Source organism: Rhizobacter sp. OV335 (assembly GCF_900142965.1).
In the GTDB taxonomy this organism is placed as follows: Bacteria; Pseudomonadota; Gammaproteobacteria; order Burkholderiales; family Burkholderiaceae_C; genus Rhizobacter.
Map to the genome: position 1 here is coordinate 106,145 of NZ_FRCQ01000016.1, position 25,320 is coordinate 131,464.

Annotated in this window: 20 protein-coding genes; 14 read left to right on the forward strand and 6 right to left on the reverse strand. The window is 63.1% G+C overall.

Translation table 11 applies throughout. The annotated features are described in order from the left end of the window. The first annotated feature begins 54 nt into the window (after window positions 1-54). The 3 genes from BUE42_RS17695 (at window position 55) to ligD (ending at window position 3,566) form a co-directional block, all read left to right on the forward strand. Complete coding sequence (locus tag BUE42_RS17695; RefSeq protein WP_073466581.1) at window positions 55-309, forward strand: hypothetical protein; 255 nt, start codon at window positions 55-57, stop codon at window positions 307-309. Window positions 310-719: 410 nt separating this feature from the next. Continuing rightward, entirely contained in the window at window positions 720-905 is a 186-nt protein-coding gene (locus BUE42_RS17705; RefSeq protein ID WP_073466582.1) for a DUF3606 domain-containing protein, read from the forward strand. Between the two features lie 18 nt (window positions 906-923). Beyond that, window positions 924-3,566 (forward strand): DNA ligase D, encoded by a 2,643-nt coding sequence (gene ligD, locus BUE42_RS17710; protein WP_073466583.1) that lies wholly within the window; start codon window positions 924-926, stop codon window positions 3,564-3,566. A gap of 88 nt (window positions 3,567-3,654) precedes the next feature. On the opposite strand, the gene BUE42_RS17715 is transcribed toward ligD, so the two are convergent. Together BUE42_RS17715 and BUE42_RS17720 are read right to left on the reverse strand one after the other, a co-directional pair. Continuing rightward, on the reverse strand, window positions 3,655-4,020 hold the full coding sequence (locus BUE42_RS17715; protein WP_073466584.1) for an H-NS histone family protein: 366 nt from the start codon (window positions 4,018-4,020) through the stop codon (window positions 3,655-3,657). 65 nt (window positions 4,021-4,085) lie between these two features. Continuing rightward, the gene (locus BUE42_RS17720) at window positions 4,086-5,024 is read right to left on the reverse strand and encodes an SOS response-associated peptidase family protein (RefSeq protein ID WP_073466585.1); all 939 of its coding nucleotides are present in this window, start codon (window positions 5,022-5,024) and stop codon (window positions 4,086-4,088) included. 305 nt (window positions 5,025-5,329) lie between these two features. Here BUE42_RS17720 and imuA point away from each other — a divergent pair, with 305 nt between their 5' ends. Genes imuA through BUE42_RS17735 form a run of 3 tightly spaced genes read left to right on the forward strand, consistent with a single transcriptional unit; the run spans window position 5,330 to window position 10,561 of the window. Continuing rightward, window positions 5,330-6,124: a translesion DNA synthesis-associated protein ImuA gene (imuA, locus tag BUE42_RS17725; RefSeq protein WP_073466586.1), complete on the forward strand. Its 795-nt coding sequence runs from the start codon at window positions 5,330-5,332 to the stop codon at window positions 6,122-6,124. Continuing rightward, window positions 6,060-7,430: a Y-family DNA polymerase gene (locus BUE42_RS17730; RefSeq protein ID WP_369822975.1), complete on the forward strand. Its 1,371-nt coding sequence runs from the start codon at window positions 6,060-6,062 to the stop codon at window positions 7,428-7,430. The genes imuA and BUE42_RS17730 overlap by 65 nt, the downstream gene beginning before the upstream one ends. A gap of 5 nt (window positions 7,431-7,435) precedes the next feature. Beyond that, window positions 7,436-10,561: an error-prone DNA polymerase gene (locus BUE42_RS17735; protein ID WP_073466588.1), complete on the forward strand. Its 3,126-nt coding sequence runs from the start codon at window positions 7,436-7,438 to the stop codon at window positions 10,559-10,561. A 71-nt stretch (window positions 10,562-10,632) separates the two neighbouring features. Here the strand turns inward: BUE42_RS17735 and BUE42_RS17740 are convergent, their stop codons facing one another. Next, window positions 10,633-11,586 (reverse strand): DUF72 domain-containing protein, encoded by a 954-nt coding sequence (locus BUE42_RS17740; protein WP_073466589.1) that lies wholly within the window; start codon window positions 11,584-11,586, stop codon window positions 10,633-10,635. 59 nt (window positions 11,587-11,645) lie between these two features. Between BUE42_RS17740 and BUE42_RS17745 the strand changes: the two genes are divergently transcribed. Beyond that, complete coding sequence (locus BUE42_RS17745; RefSeq protein ID WP_073466590.1) at window positions 11,646-13,751, forward strand: ATP-dependent helicase; 2,106 nt, start codon at window positions 11,646-11,648, stop codon at window positions 13,749-13,751. Between the two features lie 547 nt (window positions 13,752-14,298). Here the strand turns inward: BUE42_RS17745 and BUE42_RS17750 are convergent. After that, window positions 14,299-14,499, reverse strand: coding sequence for a ribbon-helix-helix protein, CopG family (locus tag BUE42_RS17750; RefSeq protein WP_073466591.1), 201 nt, complete (start codon window positions 14,497-14,499; stop codon window positions 14,299-14,301). Window positions 14,500-14,663: 164 nt separating this feature from the next. On the opposite strand from BUE42_RS17750, the gene BUE42_RS17755 reads away from it, so the two are divergent. Further along, a complete protein-coding gene (locus tag BUE42_RS17755) occupies window positions 14,664-15,407 on the forward strand; it encodes a YoaK family protein (protein WP_073466592.1) in 744 nt (247 codons plus the stop codon). Window positions 15,408-15,503: 96 nt separating this feature from the next. Next, complete coding sequence (locus tag BUE42_RS17760; RefSeq protein ID WP_073466593.1) at window positions 15,504-16,301, forward strand: spermine/spermidine synthase domain-containing protein; 798 nt, start codon at window positions 15,504-15,506, stop codon at window positions 16,299-16,301. A 190-nt stretch (window positions 16,302-16,491) separates the two neighbouring features. On the opposite strand, the gene BUE42_RS17765 is transcribed toward BUE42_RS17760, so the two are convergent. Both BUE42_RS17765 and BUE42_RS17770 read right to left on the reverse strand, forming a co-directional pair. After that, window positions 16,492-17,193 carry a hypothetical protein gene (locus tag BUE42_RS17765; RefSeq protein WP_143171574.1) on the reverse strand — a complete coding sequence of 234 codons (702 nt, stop codon included), beginning with the start codon at window positions 17,191-17,193 and terminating at the stop codon, window positions 16,492-16,494. Window positions 17,194-17,836: 643 nt separating this feature from the next. Beyond that, window positions 17,837-18,427: a hypothetical protein gene (locus BUE42_RS17770; protein ID WP_073466595.1), complete on the reverse strand. Its 591-nt coding sequence runs from the start codon at window positions 18,425-18,427 to the stop codon at window positions 17,837-17,839. A gap of 232 nt (window positions 18,428-18,659) precedes the next feature. Here BUE42_RS17770 and BUE42_RS17775 point away from each other — a divergent pair, with 232 nt between their 5' ends. The 5 genes from BUE42_RS17775 (at window position 18,660) to BUE42_RS17790 (ending at window position 25,075) form a co-directional block, all read left to right on the forward strand. Further along, the gene (locus BUE42_RS17775) at window positions 18,660-20,105 is read left to right on the forward strand and encodes an IS1182 family transposase (RefSeq protein ID WP_073466596.1); all 1,446 of its coding nucleotides are present in this window, start codon (window positions 18,660-18,662) and stop codon (window positions 20,103-20,105) included. A gap of 203 nt (window positions 20,106-20,308) precedes the next feature. Beyond that, the gene (locus BUE42_RS17780; protein ID WP_073466597.1) at window positions 20,309-20,626 is read left to right on the forward strand and encodes an SMI1/KNR4 family protein; all 318 of its coding nucleotides are present in this window, start codon (window positions 20,309-20,311) and stop codon (window positions 20,624-20,626) included. A gap of 144 nt (window positions 20,627-20,770) precedes the next feature. Further along, entirely contained in the window at window positions 20,771-21,340 is a 570-nt protein-coding gene (locus tag BUE42_RS17785; RefSeq protein ID WP_083614230.1) for an MltR family transcriptional regulator, read from the forward strand. A 303-nt stretch (window positions 21,341-21,643) separates the two neighbouring features. Next, a complete protein-coding gene (locus BUE42_RS32285) occupies window positions 21,644-22,171 on the forward strand; it encodes a hypothetical protein (RefSeq protein WP_143171576.1) in 528 nt (175 codons plus the stop codon). Between the two features lie 612 nt (window positions 22,172-22,783). After that, a complete protein-coding gene (locus BUE42_RS17790) occupies window positions 22,784-25,075 on the forward strand; it encodes a diguanylate cyclase domain-containing protein (RefSeq protein WP_159445448.1) in 2,292 nt (763 codons plus the stop codon). The last annotated feature ends 245 nt before the right edge of the window (window positions 25,076-25,320 follow it).

Consider the following 25,320-nt stretch of genomic DNA (forward strand, 5'->3'; position numbering starts at 1 on the left):
ACAGAGGTTCGAGAGTAGGCTGCTCGCGTTCAACGCATCCAAGGAGACGACAGCATGGAGCAGTTCGATGAGGCAGGCGATGTCGCCAAGTACCTTCACGGCGAAATCATGGCGTTGACCGCGCTGATTGCGGCGGTGGTCAAGGTTTCCGTGCCGAAGCCGCTGTTCGAACAAGCGGCACTCAGGGAGCTGCAGCTGCTGCGAGATGCCTTCCAGCCCAATCCGGAGGCGGCAGTCCAGCTGCGGGCCGTCGAGATGACCCAGAAGTGGTTGTTGGACTTCACTCGGGGCGGCGCCCCGACGAACTGATCGGGGCGAGCTATGGAGGTGGCCGGACTACTGGATATGAGACACCGCCTCACACACGTCTCATCGGGCGCCACTGACAAAGGGCCCGCATCGCTGCGCGCCCCGTCAATACTGGCTCATCGACCTGGGCTCGAACCAGGGACCTACGGAATAACAGGCCGCCGCTCTCGTCATGCGTTGCCCGCTTCGCCGCCAGTGCCTTGCGAATCTGCGTCGATGTTCGGGCTTGCTCGCTCCACGGTCTACCAGATCGTCGGCCAACGGGACCGCGCATAGAAGCACCCGGGCGAGCGAGGTGAAGTGCCGTGGATCCTGTAGGCGTTCACCTGCGAGAACGTTGGTGGTTCTCTGGCAGATCCAGGACGGCTGCCGCAAGAAGATGGAAGAACATCGGTGTTTCGGAGACCGCAATGGACGACAAGAGCAAGGCTGGCGGGCAGGACCGCACCAGGATCAACGCCAACGAAGACTACGAGGTACGCAACTGGTCCAAGAAGTTCGGCGTGAGCGCTGAGCAACTGCGGGCGGCGGTGAAGGCCGTTGGATCGAATGCGAAGGATGTGGAAGCGCATCTGAAGCAGGGTAAGTCGAGCTGACGACGCGCTCACCACGCCATGGCCGATAAGCCGAGTGCCCGCGGTGCTGAAGCACCCCTGGCGAAGTACAAGGCGAAGCGGAACTTCAGCGTCACGCCTGAGCCTACGGGTACCGGCTCGCGTCGAGCGGCAGGCCGGAAGCAGCAAGCGCCCAGCTTCGTCATCCAGAAGCACTGGGCCAGCCGGCTGCACTACGACTTCCGCCTGGAGCATGGCGGCGTCATGCTGAGCTGGGCGGTGCCCAAGGGCCCCAGCATCGATCCCGCCGTCAAGCAGATGGCGATCCACGTCGAGGATCACCCGATCTCGTACTCGGACTTCGAAGGCGAGATCCCCAAGAAACAGTACGGCGCGGGCACCGTGATCGTCTGGGACCGCGGTACATGGGAGCCGGTTGGCGATGTCGCTGAGGGTTTGGCGAAGGGAAAGCTGATCTTCCATCTGCACGGCGAGAAGTTGGCCGGACTCTGGGAACTGGTGCGGATCTCCAAGCCAGGCGACAAGAAGCAGGAGCAGTGGCTGCTGCTCAAGAAACGGGGCGACGGGTGGACTCGAAGCACTGCGGACTACGACGTCATCGCCGCCTTGCCCGACAGCGTGATCGCCCACCCGTTGGGGCTCCTCGAAGACAGAGAGGCACCGGCAGCGACCGCCAAGCGCTCACCCGTTCAGGCGGACGGCGACGAGCCGGACCTGACAAACGCCGTCAAAGGGAAGATGCCCGAGGTGTTGGAACCTCAGCTCGCGACGCTCGTCAGCGCAGCGCCTGCTGGCGGCTCGTGGATCATCGAGAACAAGTACGACGGTTACCGCATGCTTGCTCGGATCGTCGGCGGCGACGTGCGTCTGTTGACCCGCAAGGGCAACGACTGGACTTCGAAGCTGAAGGAGCTGGCCAGTCATGTCGAGGCGCTCGGGATTGCCGACGCTTACCTCGATGGCGAAATCGTTGTACTCGACGAGAAGGGCGTTCCCGATTTCAACCGGCTGCAGAACGCGATCGACAACTCGCGCAGCAAGGACCTCGTCTACTTCGTCTTCGATGTGCCCTTCCTGGCCGACACTGACCTGAGGGCAGTTCCTCTGATGAGCCGGCGCGCAGTGCTCAAGCGGCTGATGGCGCAATCCGAATCAGAGCGTGTCCGGTTCAGCGAGGCCTTCGACGTTTCCCCGGATCAGCTGCTGGCAGCGGCGTGCCACATGGGGCTGGAAGGCGTGATGCTGAAACAAGCGACCGCGCCCTATGTCGAAGGGAGAACGGAGACCTGGCTGAAGCTGAAGTGCCAGAAGCGGCAAGAGTTCATCGTCGTGGGCTTCAACGATCGGAAGGACTCCACCACTGAGGTTGGCAATCTGCTGCTCGGCTATCACGACAAGGGAAAGCTGCTGTACGCAGGCGCGGTGGGAACGGGCTGGAGCAATGCGACTGCGCGCGAGCTTCACCAACTGCTCGCCAAGCATGAAACGGATGTGCCGGCGGTCGACGCGTCAGCCGTGAAGCCTGGCCGCTGGTCGCAGCGCAGCGCCGGCGCCAAGCACTGGGTCGAACCGAAGGTGATTGTCGAAGTGGCATTCGGCGAATGGACCCCTGATGGCCACATCCGCCATGCGTCGTTTCGTGGCGTGCGAACCGACAAGCCCGCGGCGGAGGTTGATCGGGAGAAGGCAAAGGATGTGGCGGCCCCGAAGACCGCGGCGCTGAAGGCTGACGCTGCTGTGCCAGCGGCGTCCAAGCGCGGCTCGCGAGCTTCACCGACCGCGGCCTCGAAGCTCAAGATCACGCATCCGGAACGGGTCATCGATCCTGCGTCCGGGACTACAAAGATTGAGCTGGTGCGGTACTACGAGAGCGTGGCCGACTGGATGCTTCCCCATCTCGCAGGTCGACCGGTGTCGCTCGTCCGGGCACCACAGGGCGTCGGACAGCAGCTCTTCTTCCAGAAGCACCCTGAGACGAAGATGCCGGGAATGGCAGCACTGGATCCGAAGCTGTGGCCAGGCCATGCAGCGCTCCTCACGGTGGACGGAGTGGGGGCACTGCTCTCTGCTGCGCAGATGAACACGATCGAGTTCCACACCTGGAATTCGACGGCGTCGCACATCGATCACCCGGACCGTGTCGTCTTCGACCTCGACCCAGGGGAGGGCGTCGGCTGGACTGAGGTGCAGGAAGCGGCCGTGTTGATGCGTGGCTTCCTGGAGCAGCTCGGCCTGCAGAGCTGGCTGAAGACCTCTGGCGGCAAGGGGCTGCACGTCGTTGTGCCGGTGGCGCCGAAGCTGACCTATGACGCAGTGAAGGGGTTCTCGCAGGCGGTGGTCGTCCACGTGGCGAAGACCATCCCTCAGCGATTCGTTGCGAAGTCTGGAGGCTCCAATCGCGTTGGAAAGATCTTCATCGACTACCTTCGCAACGGACACGGGCAGACGACTGCAGCGGCCTTCTCGGCACGCGCTCGGCCGAGCATGGGTGTCTCGATGCCGATCGCCTGGGAGCAGCTGCCAGAGATCAAGGGCGGTGACCAGTGGACAGTCGCAACGGCCCGGGAGTACCTGTCATTCCAGAAAGAGGACCCCTGGGCGTCGTACACGAAGAGCCGGCAGACGCTGACGGAAGCGATGAAGACGCTCGGCTACAAGGCTCCGCGCGCGTCGAAGAAGTGAGGGCGACGCTCTGTGCGCCTGCGTCGGCATAGCGCACGGCGCTGAAGCACCGTGCGACCGACTGCAGCCGGAGCGTCGAGACGAAGCGCTACCGAATCTCCATCTCTTCCCGCGTGCGCCCGCTCTCGAGCTGCTCACTGAACCAGTTCGGTCGCTTGCCGCGTCCTGTCCATGTTTGGCTTGCGTCGGCGGGGTTCGCGTACTTCGGTTGGCCCGGCTCGCCGCTGCTCGAAGGCGTTTTCGCGGCCTTCGCGGGGAGGTAGGGGCGCAGAGCCTCGATCCCCTCGCTGATACCGAAGCCACCCATCTGGAGCTTCTTCGCGTAGCCGTCGGCGAGCACCTTCAGCTCTTCGCTCCGCTTTGCGCCCAGTGCTGCTTCGGTCTGTTGCAGCAGGGCCCGCAGCTCAGCGTACGACAGGCCTTTGAGTTCATCTTTGCCGGGTATCTGCGACATGATTCCTTGGTGTGAGGTTGGCGGCAACGCTCGCCGCAAGAGGTGGGATTGCTGTCGCCGCGGCGCTATGCCGCCTGGCGGTGCTCGTAGTAAAACGGCTGCTTGTCGTCGAGAATTTCTTGTTGACGTTGCAGGGCCCCGAGTGACGGCGAAAGCCAGTCGTCCATGCTCTCGGGCTTGATGGCGATTGGGCAGCGATTGTGCCCGGCCGCTGCGACTTCTGGCGGTGGCTCATCGGTGATCACCGCGAAGGAGAGCAGATCGTCATGGCCAGGTGCAGTCCAGTGCGCCCATACGCAGGCAACGAGCATCGGGTCGCCGGACTGCGGGCGGAACTGCAGCACGGTGTTGGCCGGGGCTCCATCGGAACCGCCCACCGTAACGTTTTCATAGAACGCGTTCACGACCAGTACACCGTGCGATATGCCGAAAACCGGCTTCCAGAAGTTGTCCAATGAGTCGCGGCGTGCGTTGTAGGTGCCGGGGTACTTCGTGTCGTAGAAGACCGGCTTGTCAGGCAAGCGGCACAGATACCGCATCGGTACCAACTTCCGCTCGCCGTCGCGCATGACCATGACGGGTGCGTAGTTCGCCGGGTAGATGCGCCCGTCACGTGGCTCGATGTGGGTTCTCCGAAGATCGTCCAACTTTGCCTGGGCCCGCGCAATCTTGTTGTTCGCGATGCGCTCACTCTCCTGAGCGCTCTTCGTCACCTTCGTCACCAACTTGCGTTGCGCGTCGATCAGTCGCGTTCGCTGGGTGAAGAACTCGGTCTCGAACCTCGCGACCTGCTGCAGATTGAACTCGTCAATCAGCTCTTTGATCCTGAGCTCGTCGGGCGAGCCGGGCGAGGCGAACGGAGCCTCCATGCTCTTCGGGATCACGATCGAGGGGTCTGAGCGCCTTCGCCAGAAGATGTCGAAGTACTCTTTGATGCTCATGGTCGCACCCCACTCGCGGACGTACAGCTTGTACTCGGCTTCGACTTCAGCGCTGTAGCACATCCCGTGTCCTCCACACGCAAGGCCGTGGCCCGATTGCTCCCTTGAGCGATCGTAGCGCCTGGTCGACGAGACGCGAACCGTGCCCTGATGTCCTAGGGGGAGCCGAGGAGGCGGTGTTGTCAGATGCCCGGTGACGCAAGGTCTCTCGCAAAAATATCTTCAGCGTCAAAAATCAACGGGCTCAACGCTTTACCGACCGAATGGTGCAAACGTCGCACGTGGACAGTGGACCGTCTCCTCCCGTGATGGCTGTATGGATGTACAGTGTTTGTATGAATTCGCGTCCAAGCCGACCAGTGTCTGCGATGCCTCGCCTGCCAACGCAGGTGGAGGCCGCGGTTTGGCGCGCAGATCAGATTGGGAACGAGCGGTCGCGCGTGTTGCCTACCGGCTTTCAAGCCCTTGACCAGGCTCTGCCTGGAGGCGGATGGCCGTGCGCTTCGATCACTGAGGTGCTGCAACTTCAGCCGACCGTCGCGGAATGGCGGCTGCTCGGCCCGGCATTGAAAACCGCGATGGAGAAGGGCGTCGAGCTCGTGCTCATCGGTCCACCGAAACTACCCCACCTCCCAGGACTGCGCCTGGCCGGCATCGATGAACGGCGCGTGATCTGGGTGCAGGCTGAGTCGCCTGCGCAACGACTGTGGACCACGGAGCAGCTCATCAAAGCCAACACGATGGCGGTGCTGATGGCCTGGCTGCCTCAGGTGAGGCCGGAGCAACTGCGGCGGCTGCAGGTGTGTGCAGCCAGCGCTGACAGCCCCGTCTTCCTGTTCCGCCCGGCCTCCGCGCAGCACCAAGCCTCCGCAGCGCCGCTGAGGCTGATCGCCGAGGCCGATGTCGACTGGCAACTGCACGTGCGCGTGTTGAAGCGACGCGGCCCGACCATCGACGAAACGCTGACGCTGCGCTCTGTTCCTGCCGGACTGGACGCGTTGATCACGCCTCGCATCGCCAAACCCTCGTCACTCTTCGCCGCACGGCGTCGTCATCAGCACGACCCGCTTCAAACCTTCCTTTCTCAGGCCGATCCAGATGTTGTGGGCAGCCTTCCTTCCGCAAGTAGCGTCAGTTTCGGACGTCGGGCACCAGCGCACTGACGTGAGCTCGCAAGCGCTGTCCGACGCGGTCAGCGGCTTGAGCACTTGGGCGCTGCAGTTCACCCCGCGCGTCGCAGTCATCGAACCCGAAGGGGACTCGCCGGCAGTCGTCATGGAGGTCGAAGCCAGCGTGCGACTTTTCGGCGGCAAGCGCCGACTGGTCGAACGTGTCCGCGAGGAAGCCAGTGCACTGGGCGCAGAGCAGGTCAGTTGGGCGCCCACCAGCCTGGGCGCCGTCGCACTCGGGCGGGCTCGGCAGTCCAACGGCTTTGCGGCGCCCCTCGGCACGCTGCTCGATGCGCTGCCCATCCACACGCTGACCTCGGTGGGTACGCATCAGGCGACGCTTGCCCGACTTGGATGTCAGACGCTCGGGCAGGTGAGGGCGTTGCCTCGCGGTGGACTCAGCCGCCGCTTCGATGGACAGCTCCTCGCCGCGCTCGACCAGGCGTACGGCTTGCGGCCGGAGGCGCACGAATGGGTCGTCTTGCCCGACGTCTTTCGGGCGCGTCTGGAGCTGATGGCGCGCGTCGAGCTCGCCCCGGCGTTGCTGTTTGGTGCGCGTCGCCTGCTCCTCCAACTCAGTGCCTGGTTGACCGCGAAGCACAGCGGCGTCACGGCGTTCACCTTCCACTGGTGGCATGACGCGATGCGGTCGCGATCAGCAGGCACCGGTGGCTCGTTGACGATTCGAACAGCGCGCCTCATGAGGGATGTCGAGCACCTGGGCAGTCTGCTGGCAGAGCAGCTGGCGAAGGTCGAGCTGCTCGCTCCGGTCGGGGACATCGAGCTGAGTGCCGATGAGGTCGAGCCGCTCGAAGAGGCGAGTCTCTCTCTCGTCCCGGACGTGCGCGTTGCAGGTGAAGGACTTGCGTTGGTGCTGGAGCGCCTGGCCGCCCGGCTCGGTCCTGAGCGCGTGCTTCGACCGCTGGCATTGGAGGATCACCGGCCGGAGTGGATGTGCCAGTGGCAGGCAGCCGACGTTCAGCGCCCGAAGCGCCTCGCACGCGCGCTCGACGTTCCACAGCCGACGTTCATACTCGCGCAGCCGCTGCGACTGGCGATGCAGGGCCCGCATCCGATGTACCAAGGCGCGCTGCAACTGCTCTCTGGTCCGCATCGCGTCGAAGGGGGATGGTGGGACCGCATGGAGGGAGGCGGGTCACAGTGCACGCGCAATGTCAGTCGTGATTACTGGATCGCGGTCAGTGAGCACGCAGGGGTCCTGTGGATCTTCCAAACGCGACTGGCCGAGAGTGAGTCGGCGGCTCAAACGGCCTGGTATTTGCACGGCACTTTCGCCTGACGGTCATGCGCCGCATTCCTGCCTACGCCGAGCTGCGCTGCGTCTCGAACTTCAGCTTCCTGCGGGGCGCGAGCCAGCCCGAAGAGTTGGTGGAGCGCGCGTACGAGCTGGGATATTCAGCGTTGGCCCTCACCGACGAGTGCAGCCTCGCTGGCATCGTGCGTGCGCACGTGGCTGCGAAGAAGTGCGGATTGCATCTGGTCGTCGGCAGTCAGTTTCACGTTCACTGCGACGAGGCGGCACGTGCCGCCGTCCCTGCATTCGTTCTCACCGTGCTCGCGAACAACTTGAACGGCTATGGGAACCTCTCGCAGTTCATCACGAAGCTGCGGCGCTCTTCGGACAAGGGGACCTACCAGCTCGCGATTGAGGATGTCACCGGGGCCGAGCTGGCGGACTGTGTCGTGCTCTGCTCTCCGAAACGAATGTGCGAGCAGAGACAGCTGGACGCCGCCGCCCGCTGGCTTTTGACGCACTTCATGGGGCGCTGCTGGTTCGGTGTGGAGCTCATCCGGGTGCTCGACGACGAGGCATGGCTGCACCGGCTGAGACAGGCCTCAGAAGACAGTGCCATTCCTCTAGTCGCAGTGGGCGACGTTCACTTCCACGTTCGATCGCGAAAGCCGCTTCAGGACGTACTGACGGCCACGCGTGTTGGGCGCCCCCTGACCGACTGCGGCCTGGACCTGCAGCCGAACGCGGAGCGCCACCTGCGCACGCGCCTTCGGCTGGCACAGACCTACCCGGCGGACTTGCTCGATGAGACGCTCAACGTCACGGCGCGGTGCTGCTTCTCGTTGGACGAGTTGAAGTACCAGTACCCCGACGAGGTCGTTCCCGCAGGGCACACGCCGGCGAGCTACCTGCGCAAGATCACCTACGAAGGCGCGGGGCAACGGTGGCCCCAGGGCATGCCGGCGAAGGTCCAACAGCTGATCGAATACGAGCTGTCCCTGGTGGCAGAGCTGCGCTACGAACACTACTTCCTGACGGTCGCCGACATCGTGATGTTTGCGAGGTCTCGCGGCATCCTCTGCCAGGGTCGTGGCTCGGCTGCGAACTCGGTGATCTGCTACTGCGTCGGCGTGACCGAGGTCGACCCGGCACGCATGTCGGTGCTGGTCGAGCGCTTCATCTCGAAGGAGCGCAACGAGCCACCTGACATTGACATCGACTTCGAGCACGAGCGGCGCGAAGAGGTGCTGCAGTACCTCTACAACAAGTACGGGCGCGATCGTGCAGCGATCACCGGCGTGGTCATCTCGTACAGGCCGAAGAGCGCGATCCGTGACGTCGGGAAAGCGCTCGGCTTCTCGCTGGACGAGGTGGACACCATCGCGAAGGGGCATCAGTGGTGGGACGGCTCCGACATCGCCGACGACCGCGTACGTGAGGCTGGCCTCGAGCCCGACGATCTTCGCGTCCAGCAGCTGCTGCAGTTGACCAGGCAGCTCCTCGGTTTTCCGCGCCACCTGAGTCAGCACACTGGCGGCATGGTGCTGACGAAGGGGCCGCTGTCTCGCATCGTGCCGATCGAGAACGCTTCGATGGCCGATCGGACCGTCATCGAGTGGGACAAAGACGACCTGGACGCCATGGGACTTCTAAAGGTGGACTGCCTGGCGCTCGGGATGCTGACCGCCATTCGCAAGGCGCTGGATTTCATCGGAGAGCGGCAGCAGACCGTCTTCGGCATGCAGGACATACCGGCTGAGGACACCGAGACCTACGACATGATTTGCAAGGCCGACACCGTCGGGGTGTTCCAGATCGAAAGCCGCGCTCAGATGAGCATGCTGCCGCGCCACCGGCCGCGTTGCTTCTATGACCTGGTGGTTCAGGTCGCGATCGTGCGACCTGGTCCCATCGTCGGTGGCATGGTGCACCCGTACATCCGCCGGCGGCAAGGCCTTGAGCCAGTCACCTATCCGAGCGCTGCGTTGGAAGAGGCGCTGGGCCGTACGCTCGGCGTTCCCGTGTTCCAGGAGCAGGTGATGCAGATCGCGATGCTGGCCGCTGGCTACACGGCAGGGGAGGCCGACGGGCTACGCCGAGACATGGCCGCGTGGAAACGCAAGGGTGGGCTGGCCAAGCACTATGACCGCATCGTCGATGGAATGACGAGCCGCGGATATGAGAAGGCTTTCGCCGAGCAGATCTTCAAACAGATTCACGGCTTCTCGGAGTACGGCTTCCCAGAGTCGCACGCAGGCTCGTTCGCGCTTCTGGTCTACGCGAGTTGCTGGATCAAGCGGCACCATCCCGCAGAGTTCCTTGCAGCGTTGATCAACTCGCAGCCGATGGGCTTCTATTCGCCGTCCCAGCTGGTACGCGACGCAAAGGCACACGGCGTCGAGGTGCGTGCACCGGATGTTCTCTGCAGCGATGTCGACTGCACGCTGGAGGACCTTCCGCACCCACCGGCCGTGCGCCTGGGGTTGCGACTGATCGCGGGATTGGTGTCGGCCTCTGCGACGCGCATCGTAGAAGCGCGATCGGAGGCTGCATTTGAAAGTGCTGACGATCTTGCGCGGCGAGCCGGTCTGGAAGCGCATGAGATGAAGCTGCTGGCAGCCGCTGACGCGCTAGCCAGTCTGTCGGGCCACCGTCGGCAGCAGGTCTGGGACGCGGCCGCCCTGCGATCCGCCCCGCCGTTGCTGACGGATGCACCGATCGAAGAAGAGCTGCTTGAGCTGCCGGCCGCGCCAGAAGGCGAGGAGATCTTGTTCGACTACGCATCGTTGGGCCTCACGCTGCGCCGGCATCCGTTGGCATTGCTGCGGGAGAGACTGACGCGTCGCGGCTTGTCGTCCGCCGCCGATCTCGCGACCGTCCCGAACGGCCGGCGCGTGGACTATTGCGGGATCGTCACCCTCCGTCAGCAACCGAGCACCGCGAGCGGAACGATCTTCGTCTCGTTGGAGGACGAGACAGGCACGGTTCAGGCGATCGTCTGGAAGTCCGTGCGAGACCAGCAACGAGATGTGTTGCTTCGGTCCCGGCTCCTGGTCCTCAGGGGCACTTGGCAGCGCGAAGGGGATGTGTGCAATCTCATCGTGAGCGAGCTCGAGGACCTCACTCCGTTGCTAGGGCGCTTGGCCGAATCTACGCACAGTCGAGACTTCCATTGAACGCGCGAATGCTCGATGGTGTACCAAGGCTGTCGAAGACCCTGAGCAGTCCGCGCAGGCGCGACCTCGCGTCATGCAGCTCGGAGCTGCGTGACTTTGCCCGAGGACGGCGGGACCACGTTGGCTCCGTATGCATGCAAGGCCTCGAATAGCTGCCGGCCGTTCGCTTGCGCGAAATCCTCGGCGTTGTTGTTCATGACCACCTGGAGGTGCAGGGACGGCGCATCGAGCGCCGCGATCTCGCCGGCCAAGCCTTCCAGTTCGGCGTCATCGTATTGGTAGTTGAAGCGCCCGGACGACGTGTTGCTCCGCTTGTTCCAGGTGTGTTCGTTGCGCCCGTGCATGCGCACCAAGGCGTGGTCGTCGTGTGTCACCTCCCACACAGCCGGAACGCAGTTTGCAAAGCCCTGGGGCTCGTCGACGATGGTGTGCACGACCCTGAGCGACCGCTCGAACGCCAGGGTGTCGCGGGTGTTCGCCTCGTTGAACCAGCTGAAGTTTCGGAACTCGAGGCTGACCATGTGCCCCTGCATGCGCTCGACGCAGTGCTCGATGTGCGCCCGGCCAGCGGGGTTGCGCACGATCCAGGGCGCGAACTGGAAGTGCACCAGCCCGAGCCTGCCCGCTTGCCGCAATGGGGCGATGCCCTCGACGAAGCGTGCCCACAGCGCGTCACGCAACTCGGGCGGCACGTCGCGGTAGTACAGGATGGACTTGTCTCGCAACGCGGCGGGAAGCGCCTCGCGCACCTCGGCGGGAAGGGCCTGCGGTGAGGTCTGATGCCCGGTGAAGAGCCGGAAGGCCTTCACGTTCATCACGAAGTCCTGCGGCGTGCGCTCGACCCACCGCTGCGCCATGCCGGGCGGCGTCATGGCATAGAAGCTGGAATCCACCTCGACCAACGTGAACTGAGTCGCGTAGAAGTGCAGGCGCTCCTCGGGGCTCATGTGCTCCGACGGGTAGAAGCGCCCCGTGTCGATGAGCGCTGGGTGCGACCAGGATGCAGTGCCGATCCGGATGCTCATGGGGTGGGCGCCAAAGGCTGTTGATTCATACAGTATATGATCGGGCCCGAGATTGAGCCATGGGTGAGCACTCCGTCCTTCCTGAACCGTCGCCAGCGCCCAAGCCTGGAGCGACGAAGGACGTCTTCGCCGACCTCAACGAGCAGCAGCGCGCCGCGGTCGAGCACGGTGTCGGCGACGGGGCGCACCGGGGTCCGTTGCTTGTCATTGCCGGGGCTGGCACCGGCAAGACCAAGACCTTGGCCAGCCGCGTCGCACGCCTGGTACAGACGGGCGCGGATCCGCACCGCATCCTCTTGCTGACCTTTGCCCGCCGCGCCGCCGGAGAGATGGGGCAGCGTGTGGGCCGGATGCTCCATCGCCTGCTCGGTTATGGGACGACGCAGGCACCGCCGCACTTCCCGTGGTGTGGCACCTTCCACGGCGTCGGCGCGCGCCTGTTGCGTGACTATGCCGATCGCATCGGCTTGGCACCCAACTTCACCATACTGGACCGCTCGGATGCCGAGGACCTGATTGGCATAGTGCGGCAGGAGCTGGGCTTCGCCGAGACGGTGGAGCGCTTTCCGTTGAAGGCCAGTTGCCTCGCCATCTACTCCCGGGTCGTGAACAGCCAGTCACGGCTGGACGAGGTCCTGCAGACGCACTACCCATGGTGCTTCGGGGCGCACGACGGCCTCAAGCAGCTCTTCAAGGCCTATGCTCAGGCGAAGCACCAGCAGCAGGTGCTCGACTACGACGACCTGTTGCTCTACTGGGTGCACATGCTGGCCGATGCCAGCGTGGCGGCAGACGTCCGGCAGCGCTTCGATCACGTGCTGATCGACGAGTACCAGGACACAAACCGGCTGCAGGGCGCCATCGTGCTCGGCCTCAAGCCGAAAGGCGAGAACCTCACGGTGGTGGGCGACGACGCGCAAGCGATCTACTCGTTCCGCGCCGCGAACGTGGGCAACATCCTCGACTTCCCCGATCAGTTCAATCCGCCAGCTCGCATCGTGGCGCTGGAGCAGAACTACCGCTCCACGCAGCCGATTCTCGCGGCGTCCAATGCGGTGATCGGCCTCGCGAAGAAGCGCCACGCCAAGGACCTCTGGTCGAATCAACCCTCGAGCGAAATGCCGCGCATCACGGCCATGCCCGATGAGGTGAGCCAGGCCACATGGGTGGCCGACCAAGTGCTGCTACGGCGGGAGGAGGGCATCCGGCTCATCAAGCAGGCCGTCCTCTTCCGGACATCGAGCCACAGCGCCCCGCTGGAGCTTGAGCTGACCCGCCGCAACATTCCCTTCCGCAAGTTCGGAGGCCTCAAGTTCCTGGAGAGCACGCACATCAAGGACGTGCTGAGCATCCTGCGCTGGGCACAGAACCCACGCGGTCGCTTGGCCGGCTTCCGTGTGTCCCAGCTGCTGCCCGGATTTGGACCGGTCAGCGCCGGCAAACTGCTCGACGCGATGGAACGCCAGGCCGACCCGCTCACCGTCATAGAGAACTTCAGCCCCCCGAAGGGGGCGGCAGGGGAGTGGACCAAGCTCGCGGTGCTGATCGCCAGCCTGAGCCGCAAGAGCGAGTGGCCGGCCGACCTCGAACGAGCCATCGAGTGGTACCAACCCCACCTCGACCGGCTCCACGATGACGCCGAGGTGCGCCTGGCCGACCTTGAGCAGATGGCACGGATCGCCCAGGGCTACGGTATCCGCGAACGCTTCTTGACGGAATTGACGCTCGACCCGCCCGAGGCCAGCAGCGATGAATCCGGAGCGCCGCACCTCGACGAGGACTACCTGATCCTCTCGACCATCCATTCCGCCAAGGGGCAGGAATGGAACGCGGTCTACGTGCTCAACGTGGTCGACGGCTGCATGCCCTCGGACATGGCGACGGGACGCGAGGAAGATATCGAAGAAGAGCGGCGCTTGCTCTACGTCGCGATGACTCGCGCCAAGCACCATCTGGCACTCATCACGCCACAGCGCTTCTATGTGCGCCAGCAGAGGCGGGGAGGGGACAGCTACATCAACGCGACGCTGACACGCTTCATTCCAGGCAAGGTGGCCAAGCTGTTCGAGCAGGTAGTGCCCGTCACGGTGCGAGGCGATGCCCGCATCGCTTCCGATGTGCTGAAGGTCGATGTCGGCGCAAAGCTCCGCGCGATGTGGGACTAGTGCGGGCGCTCGGGCCCTATCAGCAACGGTGCGGGAGCGATCAGTCAATTCCGCATGCCCGCTGCGTCGAGAGCTGTTATACGGCTGGGCGCGCTACGACCTTGGTCACTACGGTGCCTCCGCCCTCGACGCGGAGAGCAGCGTCATCGAGGCAGTCTTTCACGAGCGGTCCACCGGCGGCGCAGCCTAACCCTGTGGCGAAGCCGTTGAACGGCTGTTCCCGACGCTTGCTCGCCTGCGCCAACTTCCGCTCCAGACTGGTTGCGGTCGGTCAGGGACCGTCGCTCGAGCGACCGCTCTGACGGAGAGGAGTCCTTCGTCGCACAACGCGTTGGGTTTGCTCGGTCACGCCCGAATGGACGGGGCTGCATGCCGGCGCTGACCAAGTCGAACGGCTGCTACTGCGAGCCGCGAATCAGAGCTATCGACCCACTGCTGACATTCACGTTGCCGATCTCGAGGGCAAAAAGCGGTCGCTCATCGTTTGACATGAGCTGCATGACCCATGCTTGCCGGGCACCGACCACATCGACCCGGCCTCATGCGCTTATGAGCGCTGAGCATCGGCTCCAGTCGCCTTCTCGGCCCCGCTGGGCACAAAGCTCTCGCCGTGGGCGCTGAGGTACTCGCGAATGAGGCGGCGAACCACCTGGGATGGGGTGACATCCTGCTTCGCGCACAGGGCTTCGAAAGCCTTCTTCTTTGCCGGATCGATCAAGACTGTCAGGCGGGCAGTTTTTTGCTCCATACACACTCCATATGTTAATCAAATTATAATTGCAATCGTATGTGAAGCAAATTAGATTAGAGCACCCTGAAATCAGCGACGCGTTGCAGGTCACACCGCCTCGTCAGCCAGGGCAACCCGATCCTTTCGTTCTTGACGGGCCATTGGCCCGCTCCTCCTCGACCATGGCACTCCACTTCCTGCTGCGCTTGACCGGAAGCCATCGCACCCGAGCGGCCGATCGCCAGCTCGGCGGGATCCTCGCGTTCGTCGCCGGGGCGATCAATGCAGGGGGATTTTTGGCAGTGCAGCGCTACACCTCGCACATGACGGGCATTGTTTCCGGCGTCGCAGACGACTTGGCCACAGGCGGATTTGCGCTGGCACTGGTCGGCGCGGTGTCGCTGATGGCGTTCGTGTCCGGTGCCGCATGCACCGCCCTGCTGATCAACTGGGCTCGTCGACGTCAGATGGACAGCAAGTTCGCCTTGGCCTTGCTGTTGGAAGCCGGGCTCTTGTTGTTGTTCGGCCTGGTGGGCGCCAATCTCCAGTCGCTCGGGCACTTGCTCGTGCCAACCGCGGTGCTGCTCCTGTGCTTCATCATGGGCCTGCAGAACGCCATCGTCACCAAGCTTTCCCAGGCGGAGATTCGGACCACCCATATGACCGGTGTGGTGACCGACCTGGGCATCGAACTGGGGCGGCTGATCTACTGGAACCGCATCAACACGGCCAACGAGATCCATTTCGTCCGGGCCAACCGCGAGAAGCTGTTCATCCACGCGCTCGTATTGGGCTTGTTCTTTGTCGGCGGCTTGGTGGGTGCCGTGGCCTTCAAGCATTTCGGCTTTTCTGCCACGCTTCCTCTTGCGTTGCTGCTGGTCATCATGGCATCGCCGCCCTTGATCGTCGACTTCCAGCGGGCTTAGGTCAGGGGCCAATTCTTCGAACCGACATGGCCCCATCCCCAGGCGCACACATGCCGCTCTTCCGTCTCCCAGCATGCGCCCCCAGGCGCTCAGAAAATGCCTGACTCCGCTGACAGCAACCAATACGTCAAGCCCTTCGTCTACGAAACGCTGACCTCAAAGGCCTTGCACTTCACCATCTCCGAAATCCAGAGCCGCATGCAGACCTTGCGCCCGAATGCACTGGATCTCGCATACACGCGCACGATGATGGGCTTCCTGCTGTTCAACCACGAGCCCGCCACCCTGGCCATGATCGGGCTAGGAGGCGGCTCGATGGCAAAGTTCTGCCACCGCTATCTGCCCACCACCCGCATCAAGGTGATCGAGATCAATCCGCATGTGATTGCCTTGCGCGATGAATTCCAGGTGCCACGCGATGACGAACGCTTCAAGGTGCGCCGCGGCGACGGTGCGGAGTTCGTTCGCTCTGCACCGTATCGGCTGGACGTTTTGCTAGTGGACGGTTTCGATTACGAGGGCCAGCCACCGGCGCTGTGCTCTCAGCGCTTCTACGACGATTGCTACGACGCACTGCAACCCGACGGCCTGATGGTGGTCAACCTGCACACAGGCCATCGCGACTTCAATTCGCAGGTTGCCCGCATCGAACGGACTTTCGGCAGTGAGGTGCTGCTGGTCGGCGATGACGAGTGCAGCAACACCATCGTGTTCGCATGCAAGGGTTTGCTGTCCAGGCAATTGAAGCCGTCCATCCCGCGCAAGCCCAAAGGCTTTGATCGGGAGACCTGGGACGAATTGGTGCCCGCATTCTTCAGTGTTGCCAGTGCGCTCGAGCGCGTGACGAAAGCCGACCTCCCGAGCGGGCGGTCAGCTGTCCGCTTTAAATCTTGAACCCTTGCACACGTCCTGGCGAATTGCCGGGCATTGCTTCTTTGTTCGTTTGCTTCGAGGTCGCAGAGCTGTCGGTCACCATTGTCCGGAGATGGCCGATTGCAGGTCTGCGCGCCGTGCGCAGCGAGCGACCGCTGATAGTTTCATTGATCTGTCGGCTCAACGCCAGTACGCAGCATCCGTCGTGCGCTCAGTCCGGCACCTCACCGCCGCAGGTCTTCCAGTTGAAGCGCGTGATCCGTACCATCGCCTGGCCATCGCCTTCATCAACGGGCGTGAAGGCACGGCTGGTGATTCGCTCATCTTCCACAAATGCGCGACGCAGCGGAGACAACACGCCGAGGCACGCAGCATCGTCGGACAGATGGTGATATGTCAGCGCCAAGTCGTTGCGCACTTGCGCCTCGTCGGGCAGCCAGTACATGAAGCGGCCGCAGCGATTCAGCAAGGCGCTGAGGGCCTCCGCGGCTTCCCGATACTTTCGGCCGCGGTACAGCGCAGTGAAACGGTCGCGCTCATGCTTCACAAGCACTGCACGGCAGGCTGGAGCTTCGCGGTAATAGTCGCCCTGGAAGAAGGCGCGAGATCCGCAAGGCCCCCTGCATGCGGCCTCGGTGGCCGGATCCGGGTTGATCGACACTCGGTCGAGGCTTCTTTCGAAGCTGATCTTGCATCCCTCCTGCGTCACAGCCTTCATGTCTCGAACGGTGGCCTCCAGTCCGCACGAGTGGCCGTTTGCCCCGATGGTGTCCAGTTGAAGCTTGCCATCCTTCTCAACGACCAACGCACCCCATCCTCCCTCGGTGATGTACGTGCCCGCAGGAATCGACTGGGCTTGAACGGCGTGTGTTGCACAGCTTGCAGCCAGCACGATCGCAGCGTATCGAAGCATTGGAATCATTCTCTTAGAACCCCTCGAAAGGAACAACACCGGAGAGGCTTGCGAACTGTTCGAAAGCTGCCTGTCACGACCGACTGGTCGTGGACGGTCGCTTGCCTCGCCCGGTCGCCTGTAGACGACCCGTTGCTGTCAGTCGGTTGCCCCGACGATATGCGGGTGCGCAGTCGTTTGCCGGGCTACGGAGTTCGGTAGATTGGTGTCTGCACACTCGATGAAACGACTATCCATTCACCGTCTTTCTCCACGTATCGGAACACGTCCTTGAATCGGTGGTCGTCACCGGTGCAGTTGCCCCATACGTCCACCCACAGGGCTCCACCTTCTGACTCACCACCCACGGCTCTGGTGAGCGTACATCCCGAATGCAGCTTCGCAAAATCGGCTGCCACCTGCGCATCGGTGGGGCCGCTGCAGCCCAAGATCGATGCGCCGCAGAGAGCCGTAGCCGCCACTGCCAAGACACGACCGAGAACAGAGGGAAGCTGTTGAGGAGTCATCCGCAGAGCTTGAATCGATATCGCGAAGCCAATGTGAAGTCTGCGTGCTCCGAGGCCATATCGCTCGCCCGACAGCAGTAGTCCACTAGCGACAGGAAGTGGCCGGCTTCGGTCCTTCAGTGCTGACGACGCCTACATCAAGAGTCTCGCTCGACAACGGCTGCGGAGGCCGACAAGAAGCCTGGAGCTGCTTCTAGGAGAGCATCCCGCAGTTGCGTCGAGACAAAGTTGTAGCCTCCGGACAGCGCAGCCCGAACCAAGTGCTGGCCTTGATAGGCACCCTCTCGCAGCCTGCCTTGTCGGCCCTGAATCGCTTTATCAACATCTGGAACAAGCTCCCAAATGGATCCCAACGCTGTTGCCAACCCGGCGTTGTGAGGTCGGGAGAGGATGTAGTCCTCCGGCTCGCCGCTATCAGGATACGCGGCGGGCTCGTCCTGGTCTGCATCCCACTCCGTCCAGTTGATGCGCACGCACTTCGCGAGCACTACTGGGCGAAACGAGACGCCACCCAGCGTCGACGCGACGAGCTGCTTCGCATGGTCGGTCAACACAATGTCCGCAACGCCCGGGAAACTGATTGGTGGAGCGTATGGACCCGCACGCTCAAGCTGGAGAAGTCCATCCCGCCGAGGGAGGTGCGCGCTCATCCCGTGAATGAGAATGTCCGCGTAGTCGCCCCAATGATCCCACCTCGTCGGCCCAGCCGAAAGAACGTACAGCGTCATTTGCTGATCTCGCTTCCTTGAAGCGGACATTCTCCATCGGCAGCTACTGGCCGACTGTGCCCCTTCGACCGTCGCCCTGCAAGCGGTCGCCCAGCGAGACGGAACGGCCCGCGACAGACTGGTCGCGAGCGAGGCGGCGAACATACACTGTCGGCCGAGGCTGTGTGAAAACCCCGATCCGCGTTCGGCCGCTTCTGCGTAGAGTTTGAAGGCATATCGAGAAGGAGTCGATATGCGCAGGTTCGTTGAAGGGCAGGATCGGCATCAGGTGACGTTGCTGCCTGAGTCGCTGGATGAGTTCATTGCCGAGGACAACGCGGTTCGCGTGGTCGACGCGTTCGTCGAGGAACTGGATCTTGCATCGATGGGGTTCGAGGGCACGACGCCGGCGGCAACAGGCCGCCCCTCGTATGACCCGGCGGTGCTGCTGAGGATCTACATCTACGGCTACCTCAACCGTGTGCAGTCGAGCCGGCGACTGGAGCGGGAGTGCCAACGCAACGTCGAGCTGATGTGGCTGACGGGTCGACTGGCACCGGACTTCAAGACCATCGCCGACTTCAGGCGCGACAACGGCAAGGGCATCCGCGCGGTGTGCCGCCGCTTCGTCGAGCTGTGCCGCGAGCTGAAGCTGTTCTCGCAGGCCGCCGTGGCGATCGACGGCAGCAAGTTCAAGGCGGTCAACAGCCGTGACCGCAACTTCACGCCGGCCAAGATCGAGGCCCGCAAGAAGCAGATCGAGGAGAGCATCCAGCGCTACCTGGACGCCTTGGACTCGGCCGACCGGACGCAGCCTGGCGAGTTCGTCGCCAAGACCGACAGGCTCAAGGACAAGGTCAAGACGCTGCGCGAGCAGATGCGGCGCATGGATCGACTGCAGGAGCGCCTGGCGCGCCAGCCTGAGCCGCAGCTCTCGCTGACCGACCCGGACTCGCGCTCGATGATGTCGCAGGCCAAGGGCACCGGCGTGGTGGGCTACAACGTGCAAGTTGCCGTGGATACCAAGCACCACCTGATCGTGGCGCACGAGGTGACCAACATCGGCAACGATCGGGCGCAGCTCACGAAGATGGCGACGGCGGCGCGCGAAGCCATGGGCAAGCCGAAGCTGCGCGCCTACGCCGATCGCGGCTACTTCAACGCGCCGCAGATCAAGGGGTGCGCCGACGCGGGCATCGTGCCGTTCGTGCCGAAGCCGCTGACCTCGAACGCGAAAGCCGAAGGCCGCTTCGACAAGCGCGACTTCATCTACATCGCCAAGGACGACGAGTACCAATGCCCGGCGGGCCAGCGCGCGATCCACCGCTTTACGCGAGAAGAGAACGGCCAGCAGATCCGGCGCTACTGGAGCAGCGCATGCCCGCAGTGCCCGATGAAGACGCAGTGCACGCCCAGCGACTACAGGCGGATCTCGCGGTGGGAGCACGAGGCGGTGCTCGATGCCATGCAGCGGCGACTCGACCAGCAACCCGAGGCCATGACGCTGCGCCGATGCACGGTCGAACACGTCTTCGGCACGCTCAAGCACTGGATGGGTTCGACGCACCTCCTGACGCGCAGGCTGCGCAACGTCGGCACCGAGATGAGCCTGCAGGTGCTCGCCTACAACCTGAAGCGCGTGCTGCGCATCCTGGGCATGGCCAAGACGATGAAGGCGGTCAGCTCGATGGGGGCGTGAGCCCCTTTTTGCCTTCAATGGGCTCGCTTAGGCCGCTCAAGGGCCTGCTTGAGGGCCTTCCGGCGGCGTCATGACACTGTGGGGGCGATGCCGCCTTCCAACGGGTCGCCTCGCTGATGGAGCGGTGCCTATTGCGAAGTTCTCACACAGCCTCGGCCAGGAGCAGCCGGTCACGAGTGTCCGGTTTCGAGTACGCTGTGGGCATGCGAATCGATCTACCAAACGACTACATCGCCTACTTCAAAGAGGCGGGCGTAGTTGAAGGATTCACCGAAGGAATGCCCGGCTACGTTGCGCTCTGGAACCCAGACGAAATCGAGGCGGGTAATAGAGACCTGCAGGTCGCGACTTACGCCCCCGGCTTCCTTGGCTTCGGAACCGACGGCGGCGGAGAGTTGCTAGCGTTTGACGAATCCGGTGCGGTCTTCATGTTGCCAATGATCGGCATGGAACCACAGTTCGCGAACAAGATCGCCGACTCTTGGCGTGAAGTCGCCCGGCGAATCACCCCGCACGCGTGAGCATGCGGTCGAGTTTGTGTCTCAGTTCGGCCAGGAGTTGCCTTTCGTGGATGACTGCTTCAGGATGGGCCGCCTAATGTCGCCATGACCGGGTACCCTACAACACGTTAGATCGCACCGCCAACCGGTTCCGCACCGTTTCCTATGACTGAAGAAGAACAACCAGAGTCGCATCAGGAACCTGAGCTGTATCTCTCAGGCGATCCAGACATGGACAGCCTGAACCGATTCCAGTCACTCATCCGAAAGCAGGACGATCGTGCCATGGTGCTCTCGCTGGCAGCATTCGCTGAAGATACTTTGGGTCGCCTCCTCCTTGTCTACCTTCGCGAGAGCAAGCAAGCCAAAGAACTGGTCGAAGGGTTCAATGCTCCTCTTGGAACGTTGTCAACTCGCATCAAAGGTGCTTTCACCATCGGTCTTCTTACTAAGGAACAGTACGAAGACCTGGAAATTGCGCGCCGTGTTCGGAACGCCTTTGCGCACGATTGGGAAGGACTTTCGCTTGAAAGTCCCGACATAAAGTCGCTAGTCGGTAAGCTACATGCCTATGCGGTGGACCAACGGCCTCCGCCGGCCGGTGGGAGAGAGCGTTTGCTTCAGGCGTTGACTACGATCCTCATGGAACTCCGAGTTCAGGTCACTCAGCACCTGAAGTACTCGCGTCGCGCAACTTTCGTCGGCTTCCGCCTTACAACCGTAAAGCCGGAGTAGCAGAAGCATGGCAAGGTCTAGCCAATCATGCCAGCGGACTGCCTTCGGCACGCGAAACGTAACTCTGCCGAGCGATGTTAGCGGAATGACCTATGAGCAATATGAACGAAGTATCGAAGAGGTGGCATACAGCGTGATCAAGGACTTGAAGGCGTCTGGATACGAAGTTGCCTAACCTATCGCTCAACCAGACCCGCGGCGGCATGCCGCCAATTTCTGCCCTCATTTCATTCTGGCCTTGCGGCGTTCTGCCGCTGCGGGCCGGTTAGCTCAAACGTTAGGCCTGCTCTAGGCGCAATCACGATGCTTGCTAAACAAGAACTCCTCGGCCAGTTAACCAATGCCCAGAACAACTACGTTCTTGGACTGGCCGCGATGTCTCTTTTTGCTGAGCCGTCATCATTAGACCATCTCCACAAGAGTCAGGCCTCCTTTGGAAGCTATACGGTGAAGTTTGATCAGGTTGGCTCTCTGCTGAGTTCAGAAGCCACCCGTCAAGACGCGATGAAAGAGTTCCTAACTATGCTTCTTCGCGCTCTCTTGAAAGAATCATTCGAGATCGTTCGAGACTACGCCGAAAAATCCAAACAAGATGGGGTATTTAGATCTCAGTCGTGGTACCAGTTCGCTCGCATGATCAGAAACTGCATATCTCACGATTTCCATTTCCGCTTCACGCCTCACGACATGAAGAAGTTGCCCATCACTTGGAACAATCGAACTATCGAAGCAGGCTTGGCGAATCAGCCTCTGCCCATTGCATTTCTAGGCTATGGCGGAACGTGGGAGCTATTCCAGGAAATGGAACGGTTTGCTGTAACCCTCTCGTGAAAGAGCAGCCTAACACTTCTATTGAGAGAACGTCGCCAGGTAAGCCAGGCCCACCACTCACGTCAAACCTTGAACGGCCGCTTTCTCGAGGCTTGCGCAGCCTCAGCCAACTTCCGCTTCGGGTCGATAGTGCCAGGTCGCGCAGGCGCACAGCGGACGTTCAACCCACCCGATCCGCTGGCGGCACGGCGCGTTGACGAGCGTCCGTAGGTGCCGCGTCGTTTGGCCGATCGTTCGGCTACCTCGGGAGCGCTGCAGCGTCCGCATTGAGGCAGTAACTGGCCGGTCGATAGCTCGAAGCGACCGACCGCAACCGCTGCACTGCCGTTGTCCGGGATCGGTTGGCGACCGAAGGGGTGACTGCGGGTGCGGCACTGTGTTGGCCAGGCATAAGAACCCGTGATCGCCGGCCGCAGAAGCCCGGATCTGAAGGGGCATCGGCTGCCTCTTCCACGGATAGCTACGCCTCGCGGCCCATACCCTCACGGACGTGGCACGGCCTAGTCCCAGACGGGTGCGGTGTCTTGTTGCAACCCAATCACGCCCATCCGCCGACGCCCCATGCCCCGTCTATCCCGACGATTCCGCACCGAGTGGCTTGCGTTGGCCGCCATGCACCTCGTCATGGCGGCGCTGCTGGGCGTAGCCTTATATCGCGAACACGCCACGGTCGAAGCGCTGGAAGGCGAGCGGCTGCGGACGCAGGCGCGGGTGGTCGACGAGAACCTGATCCGCCAGCTCGAAGGCGCGGGCAACGCCCTCACCGGTCTCGGGGCGGACTTGCGCGGGTTCGACGTCGTGTTCGACGAGGCACCTCTGACGGCGAAACTGCAGCTGCTGACCAGCGCGATGCCCGGTATCAGTTCGATGCTGGTGCTCGATGCCGAAGGCACCATCGTCGCATCGACCCGCGAGGGACTGGTCGGCAAGAACTTCCACCAGCGCGAGTACTTTGAGGCGCCGCGCCGCGGCAACGACCCTGCGTCGCTCTATGTCTCGCCTCCATTCACGACCTCCCTCGGCACCTACGTCATCGTGCTCAGCCGGGCTGTCCTCAACGAGCAGGGGCGCTTCGTCGGCGTCGTCACTGCCACACTGGATCCAGGCTACTTCAGTGTCGTGCTGGGCTCGGTACTGTATGCACCCGACATGCGTACCACCTTGGTCCACGGGGACGGCAAAGTCTTCCTCGACCTGCCGACCGATGCTGCTACGTTGGGCCGGGACCTGTCGACTTCCACCACCATCTTCAGCCGGCACCAGCGCTCGGGCGAGCTGACCTCGTTGGCCCAGGGCTGGTCGATGGCCAGCGGAGACGAGCGCATGTATGCGATGCGCAACCTCGACCAGCGCAGACTTCGCCTCAGCCGGCCGCTGGTGGTTTCGGTCAGCCGCGAAGTCGGAGCCATCTACGGACCCTGGCGCTCGCGTGCCTGGCAGATGAGCCTGCTTTTGGCCGGCCTGGTTCTCGTGTCGGACCTCGCGCTGTGGTTGAGCCAGCGCCGCCGCAGCCTGTTGGAAGCCGTTGACGCCGCCGTTGCACGCGAGCGCCAGCTCGGCACCGAGCGGGTCGAACTCGCGTTGCGCGGTGCCGATCTTGGGCTGTGGGATCTCCACGTGCCCAGCGACCGTTTCACGGTCAACACGCGCGAGCGAACGATGCTCGGCTATGACGCCGACGAATATCTGCCCCAGGGAGTCGCATGGCGCGAGCTGATCCACCCGGACGACCGCGCGATGGTTGCTGCCGCCATCCTCCCGCACTTGAAAGGCCAGGCCGAGAGCTACCGTTGCGAGCACCGCATGCGGCACAGCGACGGACACCACATCTGGCTGTCCACGCGCGCCATGATTGTGGAGCGCGGCTCCAAGGGCGAGGCCATCCGGATCATCGGCACCCACCTCGACATCACCGAGCGCAAACAGGCCGAACAGCAAAATGCCCGCAACGAGGAACGGCTGAGCTTGGCGCTCGAGGGTTCCAGCCTGGCGCTCTTCGACTGGGACTTGGTCAGCGGCGATATCTTCCACAGCGCCCAGGCTGCCGCCATGCGCGGTGATCCGGCGATCGAGACCACTACCCCCGCCGTCGAGCAGCAGCGCTTTGTCCACCCCGAAGACTTGCCCGGGCTGATCTCCAGGCTGAAGGACGCGTTGACCGGCGCCACCGAGCTCTACAGCGCCGAGTTTCGCCAGCGGCGCAACAACGGCGGCTGGGTGTGGGTGCGCGCCCAGGGGCGCGTGGTGCAACGGGATGCCTCGGGCCGCGCTCTGCGCCTGGCTGGTACCTACGCCGACGTCAACGACCGCAAGATCGCCGAGAGCAGACTGCGCCGCCTGGCGGAGTTCGATACGCTGACCGGTTTACCGAACCGGGCCTTGTTCCACGACCGGCTGCAGCAGGCGATGGCGCGGGCGAACCGCGGTGGGCCGATGGCGTTGCTGTTCCTGGACGTCGACCGCTTCAAGGACATCAACGACACGCTCGGGCACGAGGCCGGCGACAAGCTACTGAAGGTCTTCGCGATCCGGATGCAGGCCGCAGTGCGCGAATCCGATACCGTGGCACGGCTGGCGGGTGACGAGTTCACGATCATCCTGGAGGGTCTGCGCGATGCGGCGGATGCCCGCATGTTGGCCGGCAAGATGGTCGAGACGTTGCGCCAACCCATTGAGCTGGGGGGGCAGTCCGTCGAGGTGACTGCCAGCATAGGCGTGACCCTCTGCATCCCGGGCGAGGGAGACGATGCGGCCCTGCTGCGCCGCGCGGACGCAGCGCTCTACGAAGCCAAGCGTCGCGGTCGCAACGGCTATTTCCTGGACGATGAGGAGAAGGTGGGCGGGGTGACCGTGAGCGTGGACGCCTCGACTCCGGCCGATCCGGTAGCGGTCGATCACGACTAGCCGAAGAGCCCGTCGGCGAGAGCAGTCTGACGCTCGGAGCGCTTGCGAGCGCGGTGGTGTTTGCTCTGGCGTTCGGATGCCTTGGACCAGTGCCGTGGCGCCCACGACCGCCTATCTGGGAGGCGTTGCTCATAGGTTCTAGACAGGGGAAAACCGGTGGTCGAGCAGTGTTGGTACACGCGACGGTACTTCCCCTAAGACGGTGTTGCCCGCCACCTCTCCACAGAGGGTACGGGCTGTCCCGA

What these genes read in the sequence shown, in the direction of transcription:
- BUE42_RS17785 (WP_083614230.1), top strand. Translation starts at nt 20,771, where the DNA reads ATGACTGAAGAAGAACAACCAGAGTCGCATCAGGAACCTGAGCTGTAT.
- BUE42_RS17740 (WP_073466589.1), bottom strand. Translation starts at nt 11,586, where the DNA reads ATGAGCATCCGGATCGGCACTGCATCCTGGTCGCACCCAGCGCTCATC.
- BUE42_RS17755 (WP_073466592.1), top strand. Translation starts at nt 14,664, where the DNA reads ATGGCACTCCACTTCCTGCTGCGCTTGACCGGAAGCCATCGCACCCGA.
- BUE42_RS17745 (WP_073466590.1), top strand. Translation starts at nt 11,646, where the DNA reads ATGGGTGAGCACTCCGTCCTTCCTGAACCGTCGCCAGCGCCCAAGCCT.
- BUE42_RS17775 (WP_073466596.1), top strand. Translation starts at nt 18,660, where the DNA reads ATGCGCAGGTTCGTTGAAGGGCAGGATCGGCATCAGGTGACGTTGCTG.
- BUE42_RS17780 (WP_073466597.1), top strand. Translation starts at nt 20,309, where the DNA reads ATGCGAATCGATCTACCAAACGACTACATCGCCTACTTCAAAGAGGCG.
- BUE42_RS17720 (WP_073466585.1), bottom strand. Translation starts at nt 5,024, where the DNA reads ATGTGCTACAGCGCTGAAGTCGAAGCCGAGTACAAGCTGTACGTCCGC.
- BUE42_RS17790 (WP_159445448.1), top strand. Translation starts at nt 22,784, where the DNA reads ATGCACCTCGTCATGGCGGCGCTGCTGGGCGTAGCCTTATATCGCGAA.
- BUE42_RS17705 (WP_073466582.1), top strand. Translation starts at nt 720, where the DNA reads ATGGACGACAAGAGCAAGGCTGGCGGGCAGGACCGCACCAGGATCAAC.
- BUE42_RS17750 (WP_073466591.1), bottom strand. Translation starts at nt 14,499, where the DNA reads ATGGAGCAAAAAACTGCCCGCCTGACAGTCTTGATCGATCCGGCAAAG.
- ligD (WP_073466583.1), top strand. Translation starts at nt 924, where the DNA reads ATGGCCGATAAGCCGAGTGCCCGCGGTGCTGAAGCACCCCTGGCGAAG.
- BUE42_RS32285 (WP_143171576.1), top strand. Translation starts at nt 21,644, where the DNA reads ATGCTTGCTAAACAAGAACTCCTCGGCCAGTTAACCAATGCCCAGAAC.
- BUE42_RS17770 (WP_073466595.1), bottom strand. Translation starts at nt 18,427, where the DNA reads ATGACGCTGTACGTTCTTTCGGCTGGGCCGACGAGGTGGGATCATTGG.
- BUE42_RS17715 (WP_073466584.1), bottom strand. Translation starts at nt 4,020, where the DNA reads ATGTCGCAGATACCCGGCAAAGATGAACTCAAAGGCCTGTCGTACGCT.
- imuA (WP_073466586.1), top strand. Translation starts at nt 5,330, where the DNA reads ATGCCTCGCCTGCCAACGCAGGTGGAGGCCGCGGTTTGGCGCGCAGAT.
- BUE42_RS17730 (WP_369822975.1), top strand. Translation starts at nt 6,060, where the DNA reads ATGTTGTGGGCAGCCTTCCTTCCGCAAGTAGCGTCAGTTTCGGACGTC.
- BUE42_RS17735 (WP_073466588.1), top strand. Translation starts at nt 7,436, where the DNA reads ATGCGCCGCATTCCTGCCTACGCCGAGCTGCGCTGCGTCTCGAACTTC.
- BUE42_RS17765 (WP_143171574.1), bottom strand. Translation starts at nt 17,193, where the DNA reads ATGCTTCGATACGCTGCGATCGTGCTGGCTGCAAGCTGTGCAACACAC.
- BUE42_RS17760 (WP_073466593.1), top strand. Translation starts at nt 15,504, where the DNA reads ATGCCTGACTCCGCTGACAGCAACCAATACGTCAAGCCCTTCGTCTAC.
- BUE42_RS17695 (WP_073466581.1), top strand. Translation starts at nt 55, where the DNA reads ATGGAGCAGTTCGATGAGGCAGGCGATGTCGCCAAGTACCTTCACGGC.